Below are 21,829 nucleotides of genomic sequence, written 5' to 3'. Positions count from 1 at the left end.
CTGACCGTGATCGGCCGGGTTTTCGGTCTCGCCGGCTCGGCCGGACGTGACCTCCGGCTCGAGACCCGGGACTTTGGTCATCGCGGTCCCGGGGCCGGGCGGTCGTAGGCTGATCCGCGTCATCCCTTCTGGGCCGGGGAGGCCGCCGATGCTCCGCGTTTTTCTCGTGGACGACCACGAGGTCGTGCGCCGTGGCGTGGCCGACCTGCTGGACGAGGACGAGGAGATCACCGTCGTCGGGCAGGCCGGCAACGTGTCGCAGGCGCTGGCCCGGATCCCCGCGCTCCGGCCCGATGTCGCCGTGCTGGACGTGCGGATGCCCGACGGCAACGGCATCGAGCTGGCACGCGAGCTACGGTCGAAGCTGCCTGAGCTCAAGTGCCTGATGCTCACCTCCTACACCGACGAGCAGGCGATGCTCGACGCGGTGATGGCCGGCGCCGCCGGGTTCGTGATCAAGGACATCAAGGGCATGGACCTGGTTTCGGCCGTCCGGGAGGTCGGTGCGGGCAAGTCCCTGCTCGACGCGCACGCGGCGGCGGCCTTGATGGCCAGGCTGCGCGAGAGCCAGGCCAAGAAAGGCCCGTTGTCCGAACTGTCGGACCAGGAACGCAAGCTGCTGGAGCTGATCGGCGAAGGCCTGACCAACCGGCAGATCGCGGAACGGATGTTCCTGGCCGAGAAGACCGTCAAGAACTACGTCTCGCGGCTGCTGGCCAAGCTGGGCCTGGCGCGCCGGACTCAAGCCGCTGTCCTGGCCACGGAGCTGCGCAACCAGGAACACTGAACCGGCGCGTGGCCGCGCGCCGCTGCGTCGTAGTGATGCCGGAAGGGTTTCCGGGGTCGCAGCACTTCGAGCGATCGTCCTCAATGGACTGTGGTTCCTCGTCGTCGCCGAGCTGCGGGTCGCGCGGCGGCCACCCGGCGTGAGCCGGGGACGAAAGTCCTTGCGGCAGGGGCCGAACGCCGCCATCGGGCCGCCGCCGCGCCGTCGTAACGTCGCGGCGGGAGAGGCCACGGCCGCGAGCGGCCGGTGGGTGCCGACCACGTTGGAGGGTGATTCCACTGCAGACCGCCATCGACGACGACCACGGCCTGCGGTGCGGCCTGACCGGCTACCTGTCCGCGGTGAGTGCCGCGGTGGGCGTGGGGGTGGAATCGTGCACCGTGGACCTCGACGACCCCGTCTCGGCGTACGTGGCGCTGGACGTGCGCTTGCGCCGGCGACCGGGGCGGGACACAGCCCTGGTGTGGGATGAGCGGTACGGCTGGTCGTTCGCCATGGAAACGCATTCCGGTGAGGATTTGCTGGTGCTCGCCTACTTCGGCGACGAGGTCGTGCCCGATCCGGTTGCCGTGCGCCGCTTCGTGGCCGGCGTCCGGTCCGCCGACGCGGTCCCGGCACCGGTCCCGCCCGAGGTCGGTGGTGAGCGGGGTGAGCTGGTCGCCCGGTTGCTGCGGTACCGCCTCGACAACTCTTCCGCCGGTGTCCTGATCTTGCGCTGGGCCGGTTGACCTTTTGTCCACAGTGGAAACGTGGGTGAACACCGTGCAGCCCCGGACTGCCGGTCGGGTTTTCACCGGCTTGACGGTGCTCACGAGGATGGGAGACTGGGTGTCCGGAGCGGCGACCTGCGCGGTGTGCGAGGACCGCGGCGAAGACAGGAACGGCTGTGAGCGGAGCCCAGGACGACCAGCCCGACCCAGGCAGGCTGACCTTCCCCGACCTGCCGAGGCTGGAGCTCGACCAGTTGCTCGCGCAGCTGGTCGAACGCGCCCAGGAGGTCATGGGAACCCAAGGCCGGCTGCGCGGCCTGCTGCGCGCGACCACGATGATCACGAGTGACCTCGCCTTGCCCGCGCTGCTCACGCGCATCGTCGAGGCGGCTCGCGAGCTGGTGGGGGCGCACTACGCGGCGCTGGGCGTGATCGGCCCGGACGGACAGCTCGCCGAGTTCGTGCACGTGGGCATGGCCGCCGAGACGGTGGCGAAACTCGGCCACCTGCCTGAGGGCAAGGGGCTGCTGGGCGCCCTGGTCGAGGATCCCCGGCCCATCCGGCTCGCCCGCCTGCAAGACGACCCGCGGTCCACCGGTTTCCCGGCGGGCCATCCGCCGATGGCGAACTTCCTGGGCGTCCCGATCCGGGTGCGTGACGCGGTGTTCGGCAACCTCTACCTCACCGACAGCGTCACCGGCCGGTTCAGCGCCGAGGACGAAGAGCTCGCGCTCGCCCTCGCCGCCGCCGCGGGCAGCGCGATCGACAACGCGCGCCTGTACCAGACGGCGAGGGTCCAGCAGGAGTGGCTGCGGGCGTCCGCCGCGATCACCCGCGAGCTCCTCTCGTCGGAGTCGGAGAACCCGCTCGCGCTCATCGCACGTCACACCCGGGAGCTCGCCGACGCCGAACTGGTGACGGTCGTCAGGCCGGCCGGCACCGAGGGCACCCTGCGCGTGGACCTGGCGGTCGGGGCCGGCGCGGAAAAGCTGGAGGGCCTCATGCTGCCCGTCGGCTCGTCGGTCTCCGGTTCGGTCTTCCTCACCGGCGAGCCGATGATGGGCTCGTGGCTCGAACAGCGGGAGCGGCTGCCGGTCCGGCCGGCGATCGAGATGGACGTGGACGCCGTTCTCGTCGTGCCCCTCATCGGCAGCGGGCAGGTCAACGGCGTGCTCACCGCGGCGCGCGCCTCGGGCCGCCCGCCGTTCACCGTGGACGATCTGGAGATGGCGGCGGGGTTCGCCAACCAGGCGTCCGTGGCGATCGAGCTGGCCGAGGCGCGGGCCGAACAGCAGCGCAACGCCCTGTACGACGAACGTGAGCGGATCGCCGCCGATCTCCACAGCCAGGTGGTCCGGCGGCTGTACTCCGCCGGCCTGGCGTTGCAGACGACGGCCGGTCTCGCCCGGTCGGCGATCGTCGCGCGCCGGGTCCGCGAGACGATCGCCGACCTCGACGACGTCATCGACCAGATCCAGGCCACCGTGTTCTCGGTCGACGACCCGGCCGACGCCGGCCCGTCACCTGAGCGCGACGAGATCCTGCGGGTGCTCTCCGAGGCCACCCCCGTGCTCGGGTTCGCCGTCTCGACCCAGTTCTCCGGCAAGCTGGACACGCTGGTGGCCGCCGATCTGGTGCCCTTCCTCGAGCGGGGCCTGCGGCTGGTCGCGCACCACGCGGCCGCGGCCTGGGTCCAGGTGGAGATCCGGTCCGAGCCGGGCCGGCTCACCGCGGTGATCCGGCACGACGGCACGGGCGACCTCGAAGAATCGGCCGCCGCGGACCTCGCGGAGCTGGCGGAAGCCGCGCGGCTGCGCGGAGGGACCTGCGGGGTCGGCCACGGTGCCGAGGCCGGCTCCGTGCACTGGACGGTGCCGACGGGCTAGGGACGGGAGCCGGCGCGGTCGTCAGGCGGTGAGCAGGGTCGGAGCCACCACGACGTCCTCCAGCTCCCGTCTCGGCGTGGGCGAGGCCGGCGAACCGTGGCCCAGGCGCAGGATGATCTGGGGCCAGACCCCACCGCCGAGCAGCACGCGGAGCCGTTCGCGGACGTGCGCGACTTCGACCGGTTGCGAGATGAAGGACGCGTCGAGCCCCAGCGCCGTCGCGGTCAGCAGCACGCGTTGCATGGCCTGGCCGGTCCTCAGCCGGTCGACCGGGTCGTCGCCGAACGAGCCGATCACCACGACCAGGGGTTCGGGCGCCGTACCCAGGCGGAGCGCGCCGGCGGCCCTGGTTCCGAAATCACGGAGGACCCAGGCATCGTCGGCCGGCAGGATCCCCCCGGCGGACATCGGCACGCCGTCGCGGCTGGACCCCTCGCACGCGGTCCAGCGCTGCCACTCGGCGAGGAACGCGGGATCGGTCATCTGGGTCCGGTGGCTCGACCGCACCAGCTTCTTCAGCTCCGCCACCTGGCCGTGATCGAGGCGGGGCAGCCAGGCCTGTTCGAGCTCCGCGGCGTGGCGCAGCAGGCCGACGACCGACGGGGGCACGACCTGGGCGCTGAACGGCGATCGGTTCGTGTGGCGGCGGGGGATCTCCCGCGCGAGCCGGGCGAGGCGGTCGTCGATCGAGGCGGCGCCTACCGGCCGCACCACGGCCAGCAGGTCCGGCTCCGGGCGGCGCGGGAACAGGGACACGACCGGGTGCACGCCGCTGGCGTGGATCGCGGCGCGGAGGTTGAACAGCGCCGCGCCGCAGGACAGCAGGAGCTCGCGCCGGTCCGGGTCTGCGACGGGCAGGATCCGGTCGGGGTCCGCGCGGACCTCGATTCCGCCCGGTCCGCTGGCGAACAGCCAGGGCTGGGTGTTGTGCGTCGACGGCGCGAGCGTCGCGGCGCGCAGAGCCGATCTCACCTGTTCGGAGGTGAGCCGCCCGGTCGCAGCCACTTGTAGGGTCATCGGTCTCCTGGCCGTGGAAAGCGAGTGCTGGTCGGAGTCGAGCCTTGCCCTGCCAGGTTGGTCGACCGCCGCGGCCGCGGACAGAGGAGAAAGTCATCACGGGCGACGCCGTGGGATGAGGGAGGCGAGCGGACCGATGCCGGCAACCGGGTCTGGGGAGAGCGCCCGCAGGCTTTCGGGCACCCTGGGACAGCTGCGCCTGCGGGAGACGCTGCGAGAGCTCCAAGAGCGCGTCGAGCAGCTGATCGGCACGCGCGACAAGATGGACGGCCTGCTCGACGCGGTGCTCGCGGTGGCGTCGGGACTGGAGCTGGACACGACGCTGCGCCGCATCGTCCAAGCCGCGATCGACCTCGGCGAGGCGCGGTACGGGGCGCTCGGGGTGCTCGCCGCCGACGGTTCGCTCGCGGAGTTCGTGTACCTCGGCATCGATTCGGCGACGCGGGAGCGCATCGGTCACCTGCCCGAGGGCCACGGGCTGCTGGGCCTGGTCATCGACGAGGCGAAGCCACTGCGGCTGGAAAAGATCTCGGAGCATCCCGCGTCCGTCGGGTTTCCGAACCACCACCCGCCCATGCACTCCTTCCTCGGCGTTCCCGTCCGGGTGCGCGAAGAAGTCTTCGGCAACCTCTACCTCACCGAGAAGCAGGGTGGTGGCGCTTTCACCGACGACGACGAGGTGATGGTGCAAGCGCTCGCCGCCGCGGCGGGGATCGCGATCGAGAACTCGCACCTGTACGAGCAGGCGCAGCTACGGCAGCGGTGGCTCGGTGCGACGAGTGAGGTCACGACCGAGCTGCTCGGCGGCACTGACCCGGCCGACGCGCTGAACCTGATCGCCGAACGGGCCCTGGAGCTGACCGGCTCGGACGTGACGATGCTCGCGCTGCCCAACTCCGGTCGGCTGGACGTCGACGAGGACTGGGACGACGAGGCCACCGACCTGACGATCACCGTATGCGCGAGCGTGAGCGCGGTCGAGCTCACCGGCCTGCGGATCGACACCGCCTCGACCGTTCCGGGAGCGGTCTATCGGGACCGGACCCCGCGCAGCATCCCGGCCCTGAATCTCGGCGGGGGCAGGCGGTTCGGCCCGACGCTCGTGGTGCCCCTGCGCACGGGAGACCGCACGTCAGGGGTCCTGATCGCGGTCCGCGAGCCGGGCGCCGCCGCGTTCGAGGCGACGCAGCTGCCGGTCCTCGCGTCGTTCGCCGACCAGGCCGCGCTCGCCCTGCAGCTGGCGGCCCAGCAACGCGCCGCCCGCGAGCTGGACGTGCTGTCCGACCGCGACCGGATCGCCCGCGACCTGCACGACCACGTGATCCAGCGGCTCTTCGCGGTCGGGCTGGCGATGCAGGGCACGCGCCGCCGGCTGAAGGAACCGGAGCTGAAACGGCGGCTTCAGGACAGCGTCGACCAGATGCACGAGATCGTCCACGAGATCCGCACCGCGATCTTCGACCTGCACGGTGGCGCGGCGGGGGCGACCGGGCTGACTCTGCGGCACCGGCTCTACGACGCGATTGCCGAGCTCACCGACGACGCGCCCGTGCATCCCACGGTGAGCATATCCGGAACCGTCGACGCGGTGCCCGCGCAGCTGGGCGAACACGTGGAGGCCGTGGTCCGCGAGGCCGTCAGCAACGCCGTCCGGCACGCCGACGCCACGTCGGTGACCATTGCGGTGTCGGTCAAGGACGAAGTGCTCCGGGTGTCGGTCGCGGACGACGGCGCGGGGCTGCCCGCCGAGGTCTCGCCGAGCGGGCTGGGCAACCTGCGCGACCGGGCCGAATCGGCGGGCGGGACCTTCACCATCGAGTCGCGCCCGGGCGGCGGCACGCGGGTCGAGTGGACGGTGCCCCTGCCTTGAGCCGGTGGCACCGGGGGTCTTAGGTCCCTCGACCTCGTGACCGCCGCCCGTACACCGGGCCGGCCGCGCGGACCAGGCTCGACGGTGACCCAAGGTGTCGTCCCCCGGAGACCACGATGAACGACCAGCTCCCCACCGCGTTCGACCAGGCCCTCGCGGCGGCGGTGCGAGCGCCGTCTCCGCACAACACCCAGCCGTGGCGGTTCGTGGTGGACGGGGCCGCGGTCGAGGTGTGGCTCGACCGCGAGCGGGTCCTCACGGTCGCGGATCCCGCGGCGCGCGAGGCGAGGTTGTCCTGTGGCGCCGCCGTGTTGAACCTCGTGATCACCCTGCGGCTCAACGGGCTCGGCGCGCGGGTGCGGATCCTGCCGGACCCCGCGTCGCCGGACCTGCTCGCCGTGATCGGTCTCGACGGCACCCGGCGTTCGACGGAACAGGACCGCAGGCTCGCCGAGGCGGTGCACCGCAGGCACACGAACCGCCGCCCGTTCGCCGACCGCGCCGTGCCGACGGTCGCCCGCGCCCGGCTGAAGTCGGCGGCGCTGAGCGAAGGCGGGCAGCTCGAGTTCCTGGACGCCTCGGGGCGCTACCCGAAGGTCGCCGCGCTCGTCCGGCGAGCGGAGTCGCTGCAGTCCGAGGATCCGGCGTTCCGGGCGGAGTCGGAGTTCTGGACCGGGCGGGCGGCGGAGAGCCCGGACGGGGTGCCGACGGCCGCTTTCGGGCCGCCGCACGAGATCCCCGGTGTCGTGTGCCACCGCGCCTCGCACACGAACCCGGCCGTTCCCTCGCGGGCGTTCGAGCAGGATCCGCTGCTGGCGGTCGTGCTGACGCGCGATCACGGCGCGGCCGCCGACGTCCGGGCCGGCATGGCGATGCAGCGCGTCCTCCTGACCGCCACGGCGGAGGGCCTGGCCACCTCGTTCCTCTCTCAGCCACTGGAGGTCCACGGCACCCGGGGACCGTTCCTGGAGCTGTTCCGCGGGCTGGGCCAGGTGCACGCGCTGCTGCGGATCGGGTACGGCCACCCGACCCGGATGACGTCGCGACGGCCGGCCGCCGACGTGACGACACAGCGGGCCGAACCCGACGTACCGGCCCTCTGACCGACCGACCGTCCGATCAGGACAATTCCGAGCCGCTGGTGTGCGGCTGCGCCATCGCGTGGTGCAATTTCCTGGCCGATCAGGAAAAGGTCGCCGATCGGTCCGATCGTTTCGCACTCGGCGCTTTTCGACCGACGGCTGGTCAATATCAATGACTAAAGGGGCACCGCCCGGCGGCCTTTCGGCCATCGGGAATTGTTCGCGCGCGGCCGGGTCAGAGCACGATGACCTCGGCGGGGACGGCGAACCGCACGCCCAGCCGCAGACCCGTCTCGGCCCCGGAGGATTCCAGGAACTCCCGGGGCGAGGCCATGTCGCCGGGGCCGATCCCGCGCAGGTATTCGGCGTGGGCTTCGAGGGAGGCGACGCCCTGATCGAGGAAGTCCGTCGTGTCGACGCCGTGGGTGGATTCGGGGCTGTGGGTGACGACGATCCGCCGCACCTGCCACGGGTCGAGGCCTTCGTCGAGCAGCTCCCGGAAGACCCAGCGGTTGCCCGCGTCCCGGGCGCCGTCCAGGACGGCGCGACCCAGTGCGATGTGGTCGGCCTGGTTGGGGGCACCCGGGCCCCAGCGGTCGTGGTAGTTGCCCGTCACGACGACGTCGGGGCGGTGCCGGCGGATGGCCCGGGCGATGTCCCGGCGCAGCGGGAGCCCGTATTCGAGGACGCCGTCCGGGTGACCGAGGAACTCCACCAGGTCGACGCCGACGGCGGCCGCGCCGGCGCGTTCTTCGGCTTCTCGCAGGGGTCCGGCGACCGCGGGGTCGATGGCGTCGATGCCGGCTTCACCGCTCGTCGCCAGGCAGTAGACGACTCGCTTGCCCTGCGAGGTCCAGCGGGCGACGGCCGAGGCCGTGCCGTATTCGAGGTCGTCCGGGTGCGCGGCGAACGCCAGCGCCGTCGACCACGATTCATCCAGTGGCACAAGTGGTTCGGTCACTCTCGGGTCAGCCTTTCTCGAAACCCCACAGCTTGAACGCGGGTCACCCTAGCCGAATGCGGGTGCGGCGTTTCCGCGCAACCTGGCCGCTCGGGCGGGATGAGCCGATCTCGATAAGAAGTGACCCGATCACGGCTATTACTGCCGTGTTCTCATCGGGTATTCACATCGCGGCTCCGGTGAATTCCCGAAACTGTCCTGGGGATGAGCGCCCTGTGCCGCCTGTCCCGAGCCTGCCCTCGCCGGGAGCCGGCGTCCGGGCCGCCCGGGGAGCAGTGCGTCTCGTCCGCCACATCGGGACCGCGAGCAGGCCTGGGCCTGATAAGTTACAGATCCTCACTGTAACGTTCGAACCGAGAGGATCTCCATGCCCGAGCCGACCAGGGTGACCGTCGTCTACTACTCGTCCACCGGCACCACGCACGAACTCGCCCGGGAGATCGTGATCGGGGCCGAGAAGGCCGGCGCCGAGGTTCGCCTGCGCAAGGTCGCCGAGCTCGCGCCCGAGGCGGCGATCGCGTCGCGGCCGGCGTGGGCCGAGCACGTCGCCGCGACCCGCGACCTGCCGGTCGCCACTCCCGACGACCTGCTGTGGGCGGACGGCATCGTGATGGGGTCACCCACTCGCTTCGGCAACATCGCCAGCCAGCTCAAGCAGTTCCTCGACACGCTGGGTCCCCAGTGGGCGCAGGGGCAGCTCGCGGACAAGGTGTACTCCGGGTTCACGACGACCGACACCGACCACGGCGGCCAGGAATCGACGTTGCTCGCTCTGTACACCACGTTCCACCACTTCGGCGGCATCGTCGTCGCGCCGGGGTACACCGATCCCGTCAAGTTCGCCGACGGAAACCCCTACGGCAGCAGCCATGTCGGGCGGCGAGGCGAGGCGCCCGTCGACGAGACCGCCCGGGCGGCGGCCCGGCACCAGGGAGAGCGTGTCGCCCGGATCGCCACCGGCGTCAAAACCTGCGGCTGATCGGTTTCCGGCGGGTGCCGTCGAGCGCTGCCGCGGCCGCGGCGGGAAGGAGTACGTGTCGTGTCCGGTAACGCGCGTGAGCCCGGTCGGTCCACGATCGATCGGCTGCTGACCCTGCTCGACGTCTTCGACGGGGCCGAGCTGACCCTCGTCGAGATCGCCGGGCGATCCGGCCTGCCGCTGTCCACGACCCATCGCATGCTGGGCGCACTCGAGCGGTGGGGCGGGATCGAACGCGCACCCAGCGGCCGGTATCGCGTGGGCTTGCGGCTCTGGGAGCTCGGGACCCGCGCGACGATCCCGTCGGGACTGCGCGAGACGGCCCTGCCGCTCATGCAGAACCTCTACGAGTCCACGCACGAGAACGTGCAGCTCGCCCTCCGCGCCGGCCACGACGCGCTCGTTATCGAGCGGCTCACCGGACCGCGGGCCGTCCGCACCGTCACGGAGGTCGGCGGGCGGCTGCCGTTGCACGCGACCGGCGTCGGAAAGGTGCTGCTGGCGTCGGCTCCCGCTCACGTCGTTTCCCAGGTGCAGCAGCGCGGTCTCGCACGCTGCACCCGCTACACGCTGACTGAACCCGGTCGGCTCGCCGCCGCGATCTCCGCGACGCGCGACACCGGAATCGGTACCGTGCACCAGGAGATGACGCTCGGTACGTCCTCGGTCGCGGCGGCGGTGACCGACGGCAGGGGAGACGTGCGGGCGGCCGTGGGCATCGTCGCGCATTCCCACGTCGACGTGTCGCGCTACGCGGCGGCGATCCGTGACGTGGCGAGGGAGATCTCCCGCCGCGTCGAGCCTGATGCGCCAGTGGGCCGGCCCTCCTGACCGGCCGGCAACCGTCCACATGCGACGGACGTGCCCTGAAGCCGGCCGCAGGGAACCGAACGGGCCGTGGTGCGGCCCGCTCGGTTCCCGGTCGGTCGTCGGGTCGTCAGTCGCCGGTGACGGCCACTGTTCGTGCCGCATCCGAGCCGGCCGCGGACGAGCCGGCGGAGTCAGCCCGCCGGGCGTCGGTCCGGACGGTGCGCGAAACCCTGGCCAGGGCCATGACCGCGCCGCTGGCCACCAGGAGGACCACGCCCATCACCACGAACACGGTTCGGGGAGCCGTCCCGCCGCCCAGGGCGAACCCGACGAGCAGCGGCCCCAGGATGCCGCCGATCCGGCCGATGCCCAGGGCCCAGCCGACGCCGGTCGGCCGGATCCGAGGCGGGTAGAGCACCGTGGCCAGCGCGACGACGCTCATCTGCCCACCGGTCACGCAGGTGCCGGCGAGGAACGCCGCGCCGAGCACCAGCCAGCTCTCCCCGGTGACCGCGAACGCGAGCATCGACACGAACACCGCGCCGAGGAGGTAGACCACACCGAGCGTGCCGAACGGCCCGCGCCGGTCCATCGAGGGTCCGATCACGAGCGCCGCGACGATCCCGCCGATCGTCGTGAGCGCCGTCGCGAGGACCGCCGTCGAGGGCGCGTGTCCGAGCCGGCCCAGGATCGTGGGCAGCCAGCTTTGAACGGCGTAGAACACACCGAGGTTGAGCATGAACGCGATCCACAGCAACGCGGTGCTGACCAGCCAGTGCCGCCGGAACAGCTCGATCAGCGGAGAACGGGTTCGCGCCGATGCCCCGGCGGCTCCGGGGGCGCGCTCGGCGGGCAACACGCGCGTCGTCGGATCCAGGTCAGGGTCGAGACGCCGCAGGGTCGCGCGAGCTCGAGCGGCGTCGCGGGGCAGGAGGTAGCTCGGGGAATCGGGCAGCAACCTCAGCAGAACCAGCGCGAGGAGCAACGGCAGGATGCCGCCGAGCACGAACAGGGGTCGCCATCCCCAGGCCGGGATGACCGCGCCGGAGATCAAGCTCGCCGCGACGAAGCCGAGGGCCAGCCAGCAGTAGATCAACATGACGAACGTCGAGCGGCGCCGGGCCGGCGCGAACTCGCTGGCCAGCGCGACGGCGCTTGGGATGGCCGCGCCGAGGCCCGCCCCGGTCAACAGCCGCAGCGCGATCAGCTGCGTCTCGTTCCCGGCCACCGCGCACAGCACGGTGAACACCCCGAACAACGCCGTGGCGGCGATGACGAGCTTGCGGTGCCCGATCCGGTGGGCCAACGGCGAGAGCGCCAGGTAACCGATCATCAGCCCGACGATCGAAGCCGAGAAGATCGGGCCGAGCGCGGCGACGGGCAGGGACCATTCCCGGGCGACCGCCGGGGCGACGAAGCTGATCGCTTGCGTGTCGAGACCGTCGAGGAACATGACCAGGCCGGTCAAAGCCAGGACCAGGACGTGGAATCTGCCTACTGGTCGGCCGTCGATCAGGTCGTCCAGGCGCACGGTGCGGCCTGGTTCCGATATTCGAGAAGGCACGGCGATATCGCCTTTCGGGTGGGGGCACGATCCACCGAAGATTCGGTGTCGAGACAAGGGGAGGGAGAAAGCCCGGGGATCGGGGAAAGTCATCGAGCGGCAGCGAATTCGCCGTCGGAGATCAGACGGTTTCGCCGTTGTGGAAGGTCGTGAAGGTGCCGACCGGTTCTCGCGCTGTCCGGTGCCCGCTGAGGCGGTGGTCGGGATCGGCGTGGCCGAGCGCGAGCCCGCACACGATGATCTGGTCGTCCGGAATCTTCAGCTGCTGCCTCAGAACCGGGTAGAAGTCGATGAACGAGGCTTGCGGGCAGGTGTCGAGCCCCGCTTGCCGGGCCAGCAGCATCAACGCTTGCAGGAACAGTCCGGCGTCGATGAGCGCGCCGGCGAGCGGACTCCGGCTGACCGTGAGGACCAGGCCGACCGGGGCGCCGAAGAAGTCGTAGTTGCGACGGTGATGGGCCAGTCGTCCCTCGGCGTCGTGCGCCTCGATGCCGAGGGTGTCCCGGTAGAGACCTTCGCCGAACCTCTGTCGCCGGCTCCGGAACGGTTCTTCCCAATCCTGCGCGGCCGGCTGGTACGGGTACTCCTGTTCGGTGACGCGACCGTCGCCGTCCAGCGCCTGCCAGAGCGCCTCGGTCAGGCGTCTCTTCGGCTCGCCGGTCAGGACGTGGACGTGCCACGGCTGACCGTTGGAATTGCTGGCCGAGCGGGAGGCGAGCGCCAGCAGGCGCTCCACCTCGGCTCTCGGGACGGGGGTGGGCAGAAACGCGCGCACGCTGCGCCGGGTCAGCAGCGCCTCGACGACGGTCGCCGCGCCCTTCGCCGGGCCGGTCGACGCGGCGAATTTCGTGGTGGTGGTGTCGTTCATCAGCTGGTCGGCCTCGGGTCAGCGCCCGTCGGACGCGGCGATCTCATAGCCCTCGGGCACGGTGACCTCGTAGTCGTCGGGCACCGTGATGTCGTAGGAGATGCGCCCCGCGGGCAGGTAGAACAAGGCGATCAGGCCGCCGCCCACGACCTCGGGGTAGTGGTGGCTGCCCGGCTCGGGCGAGGTCCATCCCGGTCCCTGCCAGCCGCGCGGCCCACGCAGCAGGGCGCCGGGATCCAGGGGGATGACCATGTTGATCTCGCCGTAGGGGTGCTGGTGGTATTCACCGCAGAACAGCGGGACGCTGTTGAGGTAGACCGCGGTGATGCTGAACCAGCTCAGCCGCTCGGACGGCTCGATGATCCTGCTGCGGCGGTAGTTGGGGCCGTCCACCTCGATGTTGGCGGCCCAGCCCTCGGCCACGCCTTCCTTGATCATCCGGGCGAGGTCGTCCCACAGTTCGGAGCCCGGTCCCCGGCTCTCGTTGAGCCAGGTTTCCAGCTCGACTCCGGCTGTGCGGTTCTTGATCTCGTTGATGAACGGGATGCTGCGCTCGATCAGATCTTCGGGTGTCGCGCTCATGCGCTGTCTTCTCCTGGCGTCGTTGCCGGAGCGGGGTGCCCCGCGCACGACGAAGGTAAGACACTCCGAACGTTACAGTCAATAGCTGTAACGTTCGAGGTCGGTGAAGACCGCCCGCGGCGTGCCCGATAATCAGGCCATGACGGACTCACGCAAGGCGGATTCGGTTGCGGGCGAAGCGGTGGCCGTGTCACGCGGTGGCCGGCCACTGGATCCCGGGCGCGACGAAGCGATCATCACGGCCGCGCGCCGCAGGCTGGTTCTCGACGGCTATTCGAAGATGACTATCGGGGACATCGCCTCCGACGCCGGTGTGTCCCGGCCGACGATCTACCGGCGCTGGCCGGGCAAGCTCGAGCTCACCATCGAGGCGATCGACTACGGGCTCCGGGCGCAACGAGACACCTATCCCGATCTGAGCCTGGAGGAACTCCCCGCGCTCGAGGCGCTGACCGAGGCCGTCCGGCGGCTGGATCCGTGTTACTTCAACCCGGACGCGATGGTGCTCATGGGCAACTTCATGAGCGAGACGATGCGGACGCCGGAGCTGCTCGCGATCGTCCTGGAGCACGCCGTCGAGCCCCGGTTGCGGCAGCTCGAAGGCGTGCTGGCCGAACTGCAGGAGCGCGGCGAGGTGCGGCCGGACATCGATCGGCACACGATCGCCACCTTGTGCTTCGGCAGCTACTTCGCCGCATTCCTTCGTGCGGAACCCGACCGCAAGGGGCTCGCCGAGCAGGTCGTCGCCGTCCTGTGGCCGGGGATCGCCGTTCAGCGCTGACGGTCCACTGTGGTGCGCCGTCGGGCGGGCTTTTTCCCGATGGCGGGCCACAGCACGGAGACGACCGCCTCGGCGATGTCCAGGTCGGACTCGCCGCGGAAGAAGGCGGCCAGATAACTGCCGAAGCACATCGTCGCGATCGTGTGCTTGTCGATGTCGTCGCGCGCGGCCCCGCGGTCCTGCAGCCGGGTCAGCACGCTTTCGACCAGGCGCACGCGGGGTTCGACCGCGTGCTCACGGAGGATTCCGAGCAGTTCGGGGGTGTGGACCGCCTCCCCGGCGAACGTGCCCATCAGGACCATCGCGTCCGGGTTGAAGTACGTGGGGTCGAGGCGCCGGACGACCTCCACGAGCGCTTCCCTCGGGGCGAGTTCGTCGAGGTCCATCTCGAACATGGAGTGCTGCTTGCGGAAGCCGTAGTCGAGGGCGTCGACGACGAGCTCGAACTTGGTTCCCCAGCGCCGGTACAACGTCGGACGGCCGACCTCGGCGTCGGCGGCGATGTCGCGGATCGTCATGCGGGAGTAGCCGTCCAGGACGAGGCGTCGCCGGGTGGCGAGGATGATCGCCTCATCGAGCGCGGCATCACGGGGCCGGCCGACCGGACGCGGACCGTCTTCGGTGCCGGCGGGTACGACCGCCGTCGCTCGGCGTGCTCGCGCCACGGTTCCACCTCGCCGGGAAAGTCGATCCACGGTACGGATCCTCTGTTAACCTCGAAGTTACACACTATATCTGTAACGTAACCAGTCGCCACTGGAGGAACGTGATCGTGGACGTCGAGGACTACCTCCGCAGACTCGAAGCGGTTCATCCCGGAGTACCCGGCCTCGAAGCACTGTGCGAGCTGCAACGGCGGCACTTGGAGCGGGTGCCGTTCGAGAACCTCGGCCGCTACCTGGGCGAGCAGGTCGACCTCGACGAGAAGGCGTTGCTCGACAAGGTGGTGCGGCGGCGTCGTGGCGGGCTTTGCTACGAGCTCAACGGGGCGTTCGGCCTGCTGCTGCGCGGTGTCGGGTTCGATGTGCGGCTACTGGCCGGCCGCGTGATGCGGCGGGACGGTGGGTTCGGCCCGCCGCTCGACCACCTGGCGCTGCGGGTGGACCTGGACGAGCCGTGGCTGGTCGACGTCGGGTTCGGCCGGTTCAGCATCCGGCCGCTGCGGCTCGCGACCACCGAGGAGCAGCCGGATCCGGCGGGCGGGTTCACCGTGCTGCCCGCGCCGCACGGAGATGTCGACGTGCTGTGCGACGGAAACGTGGTCTACCGCCTCGAAGCGAGGCCGCGGGAGCTCGAAGACTTCCAGGCGATGGCCTGGTGGCACGCGAACTCGCCGGCTTCGCCCTTCGCGCACGGGCCGACGTGTTCGCTCGTGAGGCCCGGTGGCCGGGTGACGATCGCGGGCGCCCGGCTGATCGAGACCGAGAGGGAGACGCGCACCGAGCGCGTGCTCGAACACGACGCCGAAGTGCTCGCGGCCTATCGCGAGCACTTCGGCGTCGTTCTCGATTCCGTGCCCACCGCGGGATGATTTCGTCACGGTTTCCGGTCGGTGGAAGCCGGCCGTCGACATTCCGCGCAGGGCAGGAAATGGTGGGGCGCATGCCTCTGCACAACGAGCACGACACCGACGGTTCGGCGAACGAGCAGATCCGGAAGGTCGTCGAGGACTGGGCCCTGTACCGCGATTCCGCGCAGTGGGAGAAGTTCGCGACGGTTTGGCACGCCGACGGCTGGATGACCGCGACGTGGTTCCAGGGCCCGTTCACCGAGTTCATCAAGGTGAGCCGAGCGGCCTTCGACCGGGGCGGGCAGATCCTGCACTTCCTCGGCGGATTCACGTGCGAGGTCGCCGGTGATCGGGCGATCGCCCAGACGAAGATGAAGATCGAGCAGCGGGCGCGCGTCCACGAGACGCTCGTCGATGTGACGTGCACCGGGCGGTTCTTCGACTTCCTCGAACGCCGTGACGGGCGGTGGGGAATCGTCCGCCGCCAGCCGATCTACGAATCCGACCGGATGGACGTCGTCGACCCGGCCACGACCCTCGAACTCGACGCGGCCGTGCTGGCGAGTTTCCCGGTCGGCTACCGCCATCTCGGCTACCTGCAGGAGGACAACGGCCACCAGGTCATGCGTGACCTCCCCGGGCTGCGCGGACCGGTGGTCGAGGTGCTCTACGCCGAGGGCCGGGGCTGGCTCGACGGCTCGGCGACCCCGGGTGTCGTCCGCAGCGACGACCGCGGCGGAGCTTCGTGACGCTGCCGGGTCCGGCGCGATGGCCTATGGGGTTCAGCGAGCCGGATTCCGGCCGTGGACGAACCAGATCGCCTCGGCCGGGCCGTCGCCGCGGTTGGTGAGGCGGTGGGGGGTCGTCGAGTCGAAGGCGATGGAGTCGCCGGCGTGGAGCTGGTAGGTGTCGAAGGCCAAGGCGACTTCCAGGGTGCCGCTGATGATGTAGCCGTATTCGATGCCCGAGTGGCGGGTGAGCTTGTCGTCGGGGACGGAGCTGCCGGCGACTTCGTAGCGGACGTGCAGGAAGTCCACCGTGCTGTCGTGGATGGACGACAGCTGCTCCCACGTGACGCCGGAGTCGAGGACGAGCTGGCGCCGTTCGCCGGGGCGGAGCAGGGGGCTCTGCTGCTCCTCCGGACTTTCGTTGAGCTTCGCCAGCGCGCCGTGGAAGCTGTGCTTCTCGACGCCCGCCGCCGGTGCGGGCGCGGGCGGTTCCTCCGCGCCCGCACCGGCGGCGCTGCTGAACAACTCGTCGATGGAGACGTTGAGGGCGCTGCAGATCGCGTACAAGGTCGCGACCGAGGGCTGGGACTTGTTGTTCTCGATCTGCGACACGAACGCGGCCGAGTACCCGAGATCGCGCGCGAACTGGCGCAGCGACAGCCCGGACGCCTGCCGGCGCGCCCGCAGCTGCTCGCCGAGGTTCGCGGCCTCGGAGTGCTCCGCCGCCGGCTCGTGCTTCGCTGCCACGTCTCGCTCCTCGCGCTGTCGTTCGGTCAGTGTTCACTATAGCTTGACGCCCTCGCCTCGAGGGCGGCTCAAGCGGTGAGCCGGTCGCGCACGAACTCCAGCTCCCGCACGACGTAGTCGGTGATGTCGCCGCTCTTGAGGTGCTCGGGCAGCACGTCCCAGGTGTAGGTCTCGATCTCCAGGTGCGACGACTGAGGCTGCGCGCGATGGCGGTCCAGGGCCTGTTCCAAGGCGAACCGCGTGGTGCGGAACGGGCCGAGGTCGTCGAGGAAGACCGGCACGTGGAAGTGCGTGCGCCATTCGCGCGCGCCGCCGGGATCGTGCCGCCAGGCGGCGATCGCGTCGGAGAGGTTGAGGTGGCGGGTGACGGTGCCCTCGCGCAGCTCGGAGGTCTGGCTCAGGTAGATGGTGCGGGTGAACCGCTCCAGCTCGCGCACCACCTCGTCGGTCACCTCGGGCACCCACAGCGCGGCCGCCTGCTGCAGCTTGAACACGGGCACGCCGGCGCCGGCGAGCAGGTCGAGCGAGGCGGGGATGTCGTCGAACTCCACGGCTTGGTGCCCGATGTCGAACACGATCCCGACGTGACGGCGCAGGGCGCCGAAGGCTTCCGCGAGCGGCAGGTCGGCGAGGCCGGAAAGAGTTTCGGCCGCGGCCCGGGAGTACAGCCGTGAGGTGAAGTAGCGGACGGTCTCCTCGATGGTTTCCAGGTAGCAGAACGGTTCCGGCTCGATCGCGAGCTTCACCCGCCGGCCGGTGCGGCGTTCGAGGGCGACGAGGTGGGCGACGGCCCGCAGCACGTTGTGGGTGAACAGGTCCACGTACGCCTCGCCGGTGACCTTGGGCCGGTAGGCGAGCGGCACGGTCTGGATGGTCGGCTCGACCCCGTCCGCGGCGATGTCGGCGAGCACGTCGGCCACGCGCGTGGTGTACGCGACGCGCTCTTCGGTGCTCCAGTCCGGTTCGTACACGTTCTCCATCACCGAACGGCCCTTGAACGGTCCGTGCGGGAACGCGTTGACGGTATAGACGTAGAGATCGTTGTCCGCCAGGTACTTCTTCAGCCGGTCCCGCTCGGGGGCGTCGCCGGCGAGCCGGTCGGCGGACGCGCCCGAGAGCCGCAGCGACACCCCGAACGGCGCGTCGGGGGAGACGCGGCGCTTCACTTCGGGGACGTAGGTCTCGAGGCTGGCGTTCATCTCGTCCCAGGTGTCACCCGGGTGCACGAGGGTCGAGTAGGACAGGTGGCCCAGACGCGTGCCGAGGTCCATGAGGTTCCTCCGGGGAAGGTGGCAGAGGGGCTGCCGGAAGTGCTGCGGTGACGCGCTGCAGCAGACGTTTGCTCGAAGTGAACAGTCCGAAACCCAGTGCTGTCAAGGATTGCTGCGTTTGACCTGCGTATCTGTCAAATTTGTTCGCTGACTCTTGACTCACTGGCTGGTTCATTGTTCACTACCGCTGTACAGCGTCGTCGAACGGGAGTGAACCCGGCGAGTACCGACGCCGTGTCCACGCCCGGATCCCGGCTGCGCGGGTTTCCGGAGAGACTACGAGGAGTTGAGCATGCGCGCCGCGGTCTTCCACGACAAGCACGACATCCGGGTCGAGAACATCCCGGAGCCGGCCGCGGTCGGTGCGCGGCAAGTGCGCGTCCGTCCGTACCTGTGCGGAATCTGCGGCACCGACCTGCACGAGTACGCGTCCGGGCCGATCGTCATCCCGACCAGCCCGCACCCCCTCTCGCACGCGGCGGCGCCGCAGGTGCTCGGGCACGAGTTCTCCGGGCAAGTGCTGGAAATCGGTGCCGACGTCACCGGTGTCCGCGTCGGCGACCGGGTTTCGGTGATGCCGTTGATCTACTGTGGACACTGCTACTACTGCCGCCGCGGGCTCAACCACCTGTGCCAGCGGATGGCCTGTACGGGACTGAGCTGGGACGGCGGCGGGATCAGCGAACAGGTGGTGGTTCCGGAGCACCAGATCTCGGTGCTGCCGGAATCGGTGTCGGACGTGCAGGGCGCGCTCGTCGAGCCGGCCGCGGTCGCCGCGTACGGCGTCGACCGCACCGGCTTCACTTCCGGCGACAGCGTCCTGATCACCGGCGCCGGGCCGATCGGCGCGCTCGCCGCGCTGTACGCCCACGCGTCCGGCGCGGCACAGATCTTCGTGAGCGAGCCGAACGCGCGCCGCCGGGCCCTGCTCGAAGCGCTCGGGGTCGCGACCGTGCTCGACCCGGTGGCCGAGGACGTGCCGGAGGCGGTCCGCGCGCTCACCGGCGGGATCGGGGCCGACGTCGCCGCGGAGTGCTCCGGCTCGGAGGCCGGCCTCGCCACGGCGCTGGGCAGCCTGCGCTCCCACGGCACCGCGACGCAGGTGGGCCTGCACGTCCGGCCCGCCACGATCGACCCGATGGCCCTGTCGCAGCGCGATCTGAGCCTGGTCGGCACGTGGTGCTACCCCGTGTTCGACTTCCCGCGCATCATCTCGCTCGTCGCGACCGGCCGCTTCCCGGTGGAGCGCGTGCTCACCGAGGTGATCGCGGTCGACGACGTCGTCACCGGCGGGTTCGACCGGCTGCTCGACCCCGAAGGCGACGCGCAGAAGCTGCTCGTCCAGGTCGGCTGACCCGAACCGCCTTTACACCACAACCATTTCCCGCTGTCCGCAAGACCTTTGTGGACATAATTCGTCCTGCCCTGCGACCCGGTGCGCTGCACCCGAGGAGCGATCCGATGAGCGACACGAGAAGGGGTTCCGTGGTCGTCACACAGTCGGCCCCGTCGCCCGCCCCGGCTTCGGGGACCGACCGCCCGCGCGGCCGCCCGAGCCTCTGGCGGCAGACGACGGCGCAGCGTGCCTCGCGCGGACTCGTGACGATCCTCGTCGCGACCGCGCTGCTGTTCCTCGTGAGCCTGCTGCTGCAGCCCGAGAGCCTGGGTCGCAGCTCGCTGCAGGGGATGCTGCCCTTCGCCGCGGTGCTCGCCGTGGTCGCGCTCGGGCAGACGCTGGTCGTGCAGCAGGCGGGAATCGACCTGTCGGTGCCCGGCACCGTGTCCCTGAGCGTGATCATCGTGACGCACTACCCCGCCGGTGACAACGGGAAGCTGCTCCCCGCGGTGCTGCTCGCCTACGTCGCGGCGCTGGCGGCGGGGCTGCTCAACGGCCTCGTCGTGAGCCGGCTGGGGATGTCGGCGATCGTCACGTCCCTGGGCACCAACGCGTTGCTGTACGCGGTGGTGCTCGGGGTCTCGGGCGGCTCGCCGGTGACGACCACGGACACGCTGCACTCGCTCGTCACCGGCCGCTTCCTCGGCCTGCCCTACGCGGTCTACATCGCCGTCGTCCTCGTCGCGGTGACCGGCTTCGCGATGAAGCGCACCGTGCCGGGCCGCCGGTTCGAGGCCGTGGGCGACAACCCGGAGGCAGCGGGGCTGGCCGGCCTGCGCGTGCGACGCCACCAGCTCGCCGCCTACGTCTGGGCGTCCCTGCTCTACGGCACCGCGGGCATCCTCCTGGCCGGCATCGTCACCACGCCGGGCGCGTTCCAGGGCGACACGCTGCTGCTGCCGTCGGTCGCGGCTGTCGTGCTGGGCGGCACGTCCCTGCTCGGCGGCAAGGGCAGCCCGGTCGCCAGCGCCATAGCCGCCTTGTTCCTGTCCCAGCTCGACCAGTTCGTGCTGACGCTCGGCGTCAGCGCGGCGACGAACAACATCGTCCAGGCGCTCGCGCTCGCCGCGGGTGTCGCCGTCTACACCGTGAACTGGGCCGCCGTGCGCGGCTGGTTCCGCCGTGTCCCCGCTCCCCGGACCCAGCAGTAGGAAGGGTTTCCCATGTCTGTCCAGCCCCTTCGCCGGTCGTTGCTCGCCGGCTTGGCTTCCCTCGCCCTCGTCACCACCGCCTGCACGGTGGACGACGGCGGCTCGACCAGCGCCGAGGGCGGCAAACCCGCCAACGCGAACGCGCCGGCCTGGTGCGGTTCGAAGCAGGTCACCCTCGGCCTGGCCGACGGCTTTGGCGACAACAACTGGCGCAAGGTCACCACGGCCGAAGCCAAGGCCGAGGTAGCGAAGTGCCCCAGCGTCACGTCGTTCACCTACACCGACGGGCAAGGCAACACCCAGAAGGCCATTTCGGACATCCAGGGCCTCGTCGCCAAGGGCACGCAGGCGATCGTGGTCTTCCCGGACGCGGGCCAAGCGGTGCTGCCCGCCCTGCGCAGCGCGTTCAAGGCGGGCGTGGTCACCGTGCCGTACCGGGTCAACCCGGGCGGAACGCCCGGCCAGGACTACGACGCGTTCGTGAGCACGAACTTCGAGCAGGCCGGGGTGCTGTGGGGCCAGTGGCTCGTGAAGGCGCTCAACGGCAAGGGCAAGGTGCTCAACCTCGGCGGTCCGGCCGCGAACTCGCAGAGCCTCGACGAGTACAAGGGCATGCAGAGCGTGCTCAAGGACCACCCGGGGATCCAGTTCGTCGGTACCACGCCGTACGAGGTGACCAACTGGGACGCCGCGCAGACCCAGCGCGTGATCACCGCGGCGCTGGCCAAGAACCCGGAGATCGACGCGATCACCACGGACTTCGGTGCCGCGCTGGCGAGTTCGTTCTCCGCGTTCACCTCGGCCGGGCGCAAGATCCCGGCGATCGCGACCGAGGACGCCAACCAGCTCGCCTGCAACTGGCAGCAGCAGAAGGACGCCGGCAGCCCGTTCCAGCTGTTCACCGTCTCCTCGCAGAACGCGATGTCCCGCCTGGCGATCGACGTCGCGGTGGCCAAGGCGACCGGCGGTGTGGTGCCGAAGGACCAGGTGTACCCGCAGACCGCGTTCGAGGACTCGATCTCCGGGCAGCCGCACCCCGTCACGTGCGACAAGGAGCTGCCGAGCGACGCGTTCGTGTCCAGCTCGCTGTCCAAAGCGGACCAGACCGCTGCCCTGAAGTAGGAGACCG

The 21,829-nt window shown here is 70.6% G+C and carries 21 protein-coding genes; 13 read left to right on the top strand and 8 right to left on the bottom strand.

The window, feature by feature from the left end; genetic code table 11:
- Positions 1-148: 148 nt before the first annotated feature.
- The 3 genes from K1T34_RS00765 to K1T34_RS00755 all read left to right on the top strand — a co-directional run bounded on the left by K1T34_RS00765 (position 149) and on the right by K1T34_RS00755 (position 3,383).
- A complete protein-coding gene (locus tag K1T34_RS00765) occupies positions 149-787 on the top strand; it encodes a response regulator transcription factor (protein ID WP_220242386.1) in 639 nt (212 codons plus the stop codon).
- Positions 788-1,056: 269 nt separating this feature from the next.
- Positions 1,057-1,515: a DUF6292 family protein gene (locus K1T34_RS00760; protein ID WP_220242385.1), complete on the top strand. Its 459-nt coding sequence runs from the start codon at positions 1,057-1,059 to the stop codon at positions 1,513-1,515.
- Between the two features lie 158 nt (positions 1,516-1,673).
- Entirely contained in the window at positions 1,674-3,383 is a 1,710-nt protein-coding gene (locus K1T34_RS00755; protein ID WP_220242384.1) for a GAF domain-containing protein, read from the top strand.
- A 21-nt stretch (positions 3,384-3,404) separates the two neighbouring features.
- On the opposite strand, the gene K1T34_RS00750 is transcribed toward K1T34_RS00755, so the two are convergent.
- Positions 3,405-4,400, bottom strand: coding sequence for a nitroreductase family protein (locus K1T34_RS00750; protein WP_220242383.1), 996 nt, complete (start codon positions 4,398-4,400; stop codon positions 3,405-3,407).
- A 136-nt stretch (positions 4,401-4,536) separates the two neighbouring features.
- Between K1T34_RS00750 and K1T34_RS00745 the strand changes: the two genes are divergently transcribed.
- Positions 4,537-6,270, top strand: a complete 1,734-nt coding sequence (locus K1T34_RS00745; RefSeq protein ID WP_220242382.1) for a GAF domain-containing sensor histidine kinase — start codon at positions 4,537-4,539, stop codon at positions 6,268-6,270.
- Positions 6,271-6,386: 116 nt separating this feature from the next.
- The gene (locus K1T34_RS00740; RefSeq protein WP_220242381.1) at positions 6,387-7,373 is read left to right on the top strand and encodes a hypothetical protein; all 987 of its coding nucleotides are present in this window, start codon (positions 6,387-6,389) and stop codon (positions 7,371-7,373) included.
- 214 nt (positions 7,374-7,587) lie between these two features.
- Here K1T34_RS00740 and K1T34_RS00735 read toward each other — a convergent pair whose 3' ends face one another.
- Positions 7,588-8,313: a PIG-L deacetylase family protein gene (locus tag K1T34_RS00735; RefSeq protein ID WP_220242380.1), complete on the bottom strand. Its 726-nt coding sequence runs from the start codon at positions 8,311-8,313 to the stop codon at positions 7,588-7,590.
- A 367-nt stretch (positions 8,314-8,680) separates the two neighbouring features.
- Here K1T34_RS00735 and wrbA point away from each other — a divergent pair, with 367 nt between their 5' ends.
- The gene (wrbA, locus tag K1T34_RS00730) at positions 8,681-9,292 is read left to right on the top strand and encodes an NAD(P)H:quinone oxidoreductase (RefSeq protein ID WP_220242379.1); all 612 of its coding nucleotides are present in this window, start codon (positions 8,681-8,683) and stop codon (positions 9,290-9,292) included.
- A gap of 60 nt (positions 9,293-9,352) precedes the next feature.
- Positions 9,353-10,123 (top strand): IclR family transcriptional regulator, encoded by a 771-nt coding sequence (locus tag K1T34_RS00725; protein WP_255638210.1) that lies wholly within the window; start codon positions 9,353-9,355, stop codon positions 10,121-10,123.
- A 106-nt stretch (positions 10,124-10,229) separates the two neighbouring features.
- Here the strand turns inward: K1T34_RS00725 and K1T34_RS00720 are convergent, their stop codons facing one another.
- The 3 genes from K1T34_RS00720 to K1T34_RS00710 form a co-directional block, all read right to left on the bottom strand.
- The gene (locus K1T34_RS00720; protein ID WP_255638209.1) at positions 10,230-11,633 is read right to left on the bottom strand and encodes an MFS transporter; all 1,404 of its coding nucleotides are present in this window, start codon (positions 11,631-11,633) and stop codon (positions 10,230-10,232) included.
- Between the two features lie 154 nt (positions 11,634-11,787).
- Positions 11,788-12,534: a nitroreductase gene (locus K1T34_RS00715; protein ID WP_220242378.1), complete on the bottom strand. Its 747-nt coding sequence runs from the start codon at positions 12,532-12,534 to the stop codon at positions 11,788-11,790.
- Between the two features lie 18 nt (positions 12,535-12,552).
- Positions 12,553-13,116 (bottom strand): DUF4863 family protein, encoded by a 564-nt coding sequence (locus K1T34_RS00710; protein ID WP_220242377.1) that lies wholly within the window; start codon positions 13,114-13,116, stop codon positions 12,553-12,555.
- A gap of 103 nt (positions 13,117-13,219) precedes the next feature.
- On the opposite strand from K1T34_RS00710, the gene K1T34_RS00705 reads away from it, so the two are divergent.
- Positions 13,220-13,897: a TetR/AcrR family transcriptional regulator gene (locus tag K1T34_RS00705; RefSeq protein WP_255638208.1), complete on the top strand. Its 678-nt coding sequence runs from the start codon at positions 13,220-13,222 to the stop codon at positions 13,895-13,897.
- Here the strand turns inward: K1T34_RS00705 and K1T34_RS00700 are convergent.
- Positions 13,888-14,562: a TetR/AcrR family transcriptional regulator gene (locus K1T34_RS00700; protein WP_220242376.1), complete on the bottom strand. Its 675-nt coding sequence runs from the start codon at positions 14,560-14,562 to the stop codon at positions 13,888-13,890. The two genes, K1T34_RS00705 and K1T34_RS00700, sit on opposite strands and share 10 nt — an antisense overlap.
- A 107-nt stretch (positions 14,563-14,669) precedes the next feature.
- Here K1T34_RS00700 and K1T34_RS00695 point away from each other — a divergent pair, with 107 nt between their 5' ends.
- Together K1T34_RS00695 and K1T34_RS00690 are read left to right on the top strand one after the other, a co-directional pair.
- Positions 14,670-15,428: an arylamine N-acetyltransferase gene (locus K1T34_RS00695; RefSeq protein ID WP_220242375.1), complete on the top strand. Its 759-nt coding sequence runs from the start codon at positions 14,670-14,672 to the stop codon at positions 15,426-15,428.
- 71 nt (positions 15,429-15,499) lie between these two features.
- Positions 15,500-16,156: a nuclear transport factor 2 family protein gene (locus tag K1T34_RS00690; RefSeq protein ID WP_220242374.1), complete on the top strand. Its 657-nt coding sequence runs from the start codon at positions 15,500-15,502 to the stop codon at positions 16,154-16,156.
- Positions 16,157-16,189: 33 nt separating this feature from the next.
- On the opposite strand, the gene K1T34_RS00685 is transcribed toward K1T34_RS00690, so the two are convergent.
- Positions 16,190-16,882, bottom strand: coding sequence for a helix-turn-helix domain-containing protein (locus K1T34_RS00685; protein ID WP_220242373.1), 693 nt, complete (start codon positions 16,880-16,882; stop codon positions 16,190-16,192).
- Positions 16,883-16,950: 68 nt separating this feature from the next.
- The gene (eboE, locus tag K1T34_RS00680) at positions 16,951-18,153 is read right to left on the bottom strand and encodes a metabolite traffic protein EboE (RefSeq protein ID WP_220242372.1); all 1,203 of its coding nucleotides are present in this window, start codon (positions 18,151-18,153) and stop codon (positions 16,951-16,953) included.
- A 292-nt stretch (positions 18,154-18,445) separates the two neighbouring features.
- On the opposite strand from eboE, the gene K1T34_RS00675 reads away from it, so the two are divergent.
- From K1T34_RS00675 to K1T34_RS00665, 3 genes are all read left to right on the top strand, one after another.
- Complete coding sequence (locus tag K1T34_RS00675) at positions 18,446-19,507, top strand: 2,3-butanediol dehydrogenase (RefSeq protein ID WP_220242371.1); 1,062 nt, start codon at positions 18,446-18,448, stop codon at positions 19,505-19,507.
- A gap of 107 nt (positions 19,508-19,614) precedes the next feature.
- A complete protein-coding gene (locus K1T34_RS00670; protein ID WP_220242370.1) occupies positions 19,615-20,700 on the top strand; it encodes an ABC transporter permease in 1,086 nt (361 codons plus the stop codon).
- 12 nt (positions 20,701-20,712) lie between these two features.
- Positions 20,713-21,822, top strand: coding sequence for a substrate-binding domain-containing protein (locus K1T34_RS00665; RefSeq protein WP_220242368.1), 1,110 nt, complete (start codon positions 20,713-20,715; stop codon positions 21,820-21,822).
- Positions 21,823-21,829 lie beyond the last annotated feature (7 nt).

Source organism: Amycolatopsis sp. DSM 110486, assembly GCF_019468465.1.
Taxonomy (GTDB): domain Bacteria; phylum Actinomycetota; class Actinomycetes; order Mycobacteriales; family Pseudonocardiaceae; genus Amycolatopsis.
Note: the sequence above shows the minus strand (reverse complement) of the source record. Positions and strands in the feature narration are given on the sequence as shown.

Excerpts from the sequence above, each read along its gene's own strand:
- K1T34_RS00765 (WP_220242386.1), top strand. The coding sequence starts at position 149 with ATGCTCCGCGTTTTTCTCGTGGACGACCACGAGGTCGTGCGCCGTGGC.
- K1T34_RS00750 (WP_220242383.1), bottom strand. The coding sequence starts at position 4,400 with ATGACCCTACAAGTGGCTGCGACCGGGCGGCTCACCTCCGAACAGGTG.
- K1T34_RS00745 (WP_220242382.1), top strand. The coding sequence starts at position 4,537 with ATGCCGGCAACCGGGTCTGGGGAGAGCGCCCGCAGGCTTTCGGGCACC.
- K1T34_RS00740 (WP_220242381.1), top strand. The coding sequence starts at position 6,387 with ATGAACGACCAGCTCCCCACCGCGTTCGACCAGGCCCTCGCGGCGGCG.
- wrbA (WP_220242379.1), top strand. The coding sequence starts at position 8,681 with ATGCCCGAGCCGACCAGGGTGACCGTCGTCTACTACTCGTCCACCGGC.
- K1T34_RS00715 (WP_220242378.1), bottom strand. The coding sequence starts at position 12,534 with ATGAACGACACCACCACCACGAAATTCGCCGCGTCGACCGGCCCGGCG.
- K1T34_RS00710 (WP_220242377.1), bottom strand. The coding sequence starts at position 13,116 with ATGAGCGCGACACCCGAAGATCTGATCGAGCGCAGCATCCCGTTCATC.
- K1T34_RS00690 (WP_220242374.1), top strand. The coding sequence starts at position 15,500 with ATGCCTCTGCACAACGAGCACGACACCGACGGTTCGGCGAACGAGCAG.
- eboE (WP_220242372.1), bottom strand. The coding sequence starts at position 18,153 with ATGGACCTCGGCACGCGTCTGGGCCACCTGTCCTACTCGACCCTCGTG.
- K1T34_RS00675 (WP_220242371.1), top strand. The coding sequence starts at position 18,446 with ATGCGCGCCGCGGTCTTCCACGACAAGCACGACATCCGGGTCGAGAAC.
- K1T34_RS00670 (WP_220242370.1), top strand. The coding sequence starts at position 19,615 with ATGAGCGACACGAGAAGGGGTTCCGTGGTCGTCACACAGTCGGCCCCG.
- K1T34_RS00665 (WP_220242368.1), top strand. The coding sequence starts at position 20,713 with ATGTCTGTCCAGCCCCTTCGCCGGTCGTTGCTCGCCGGCTTGGCTTCC.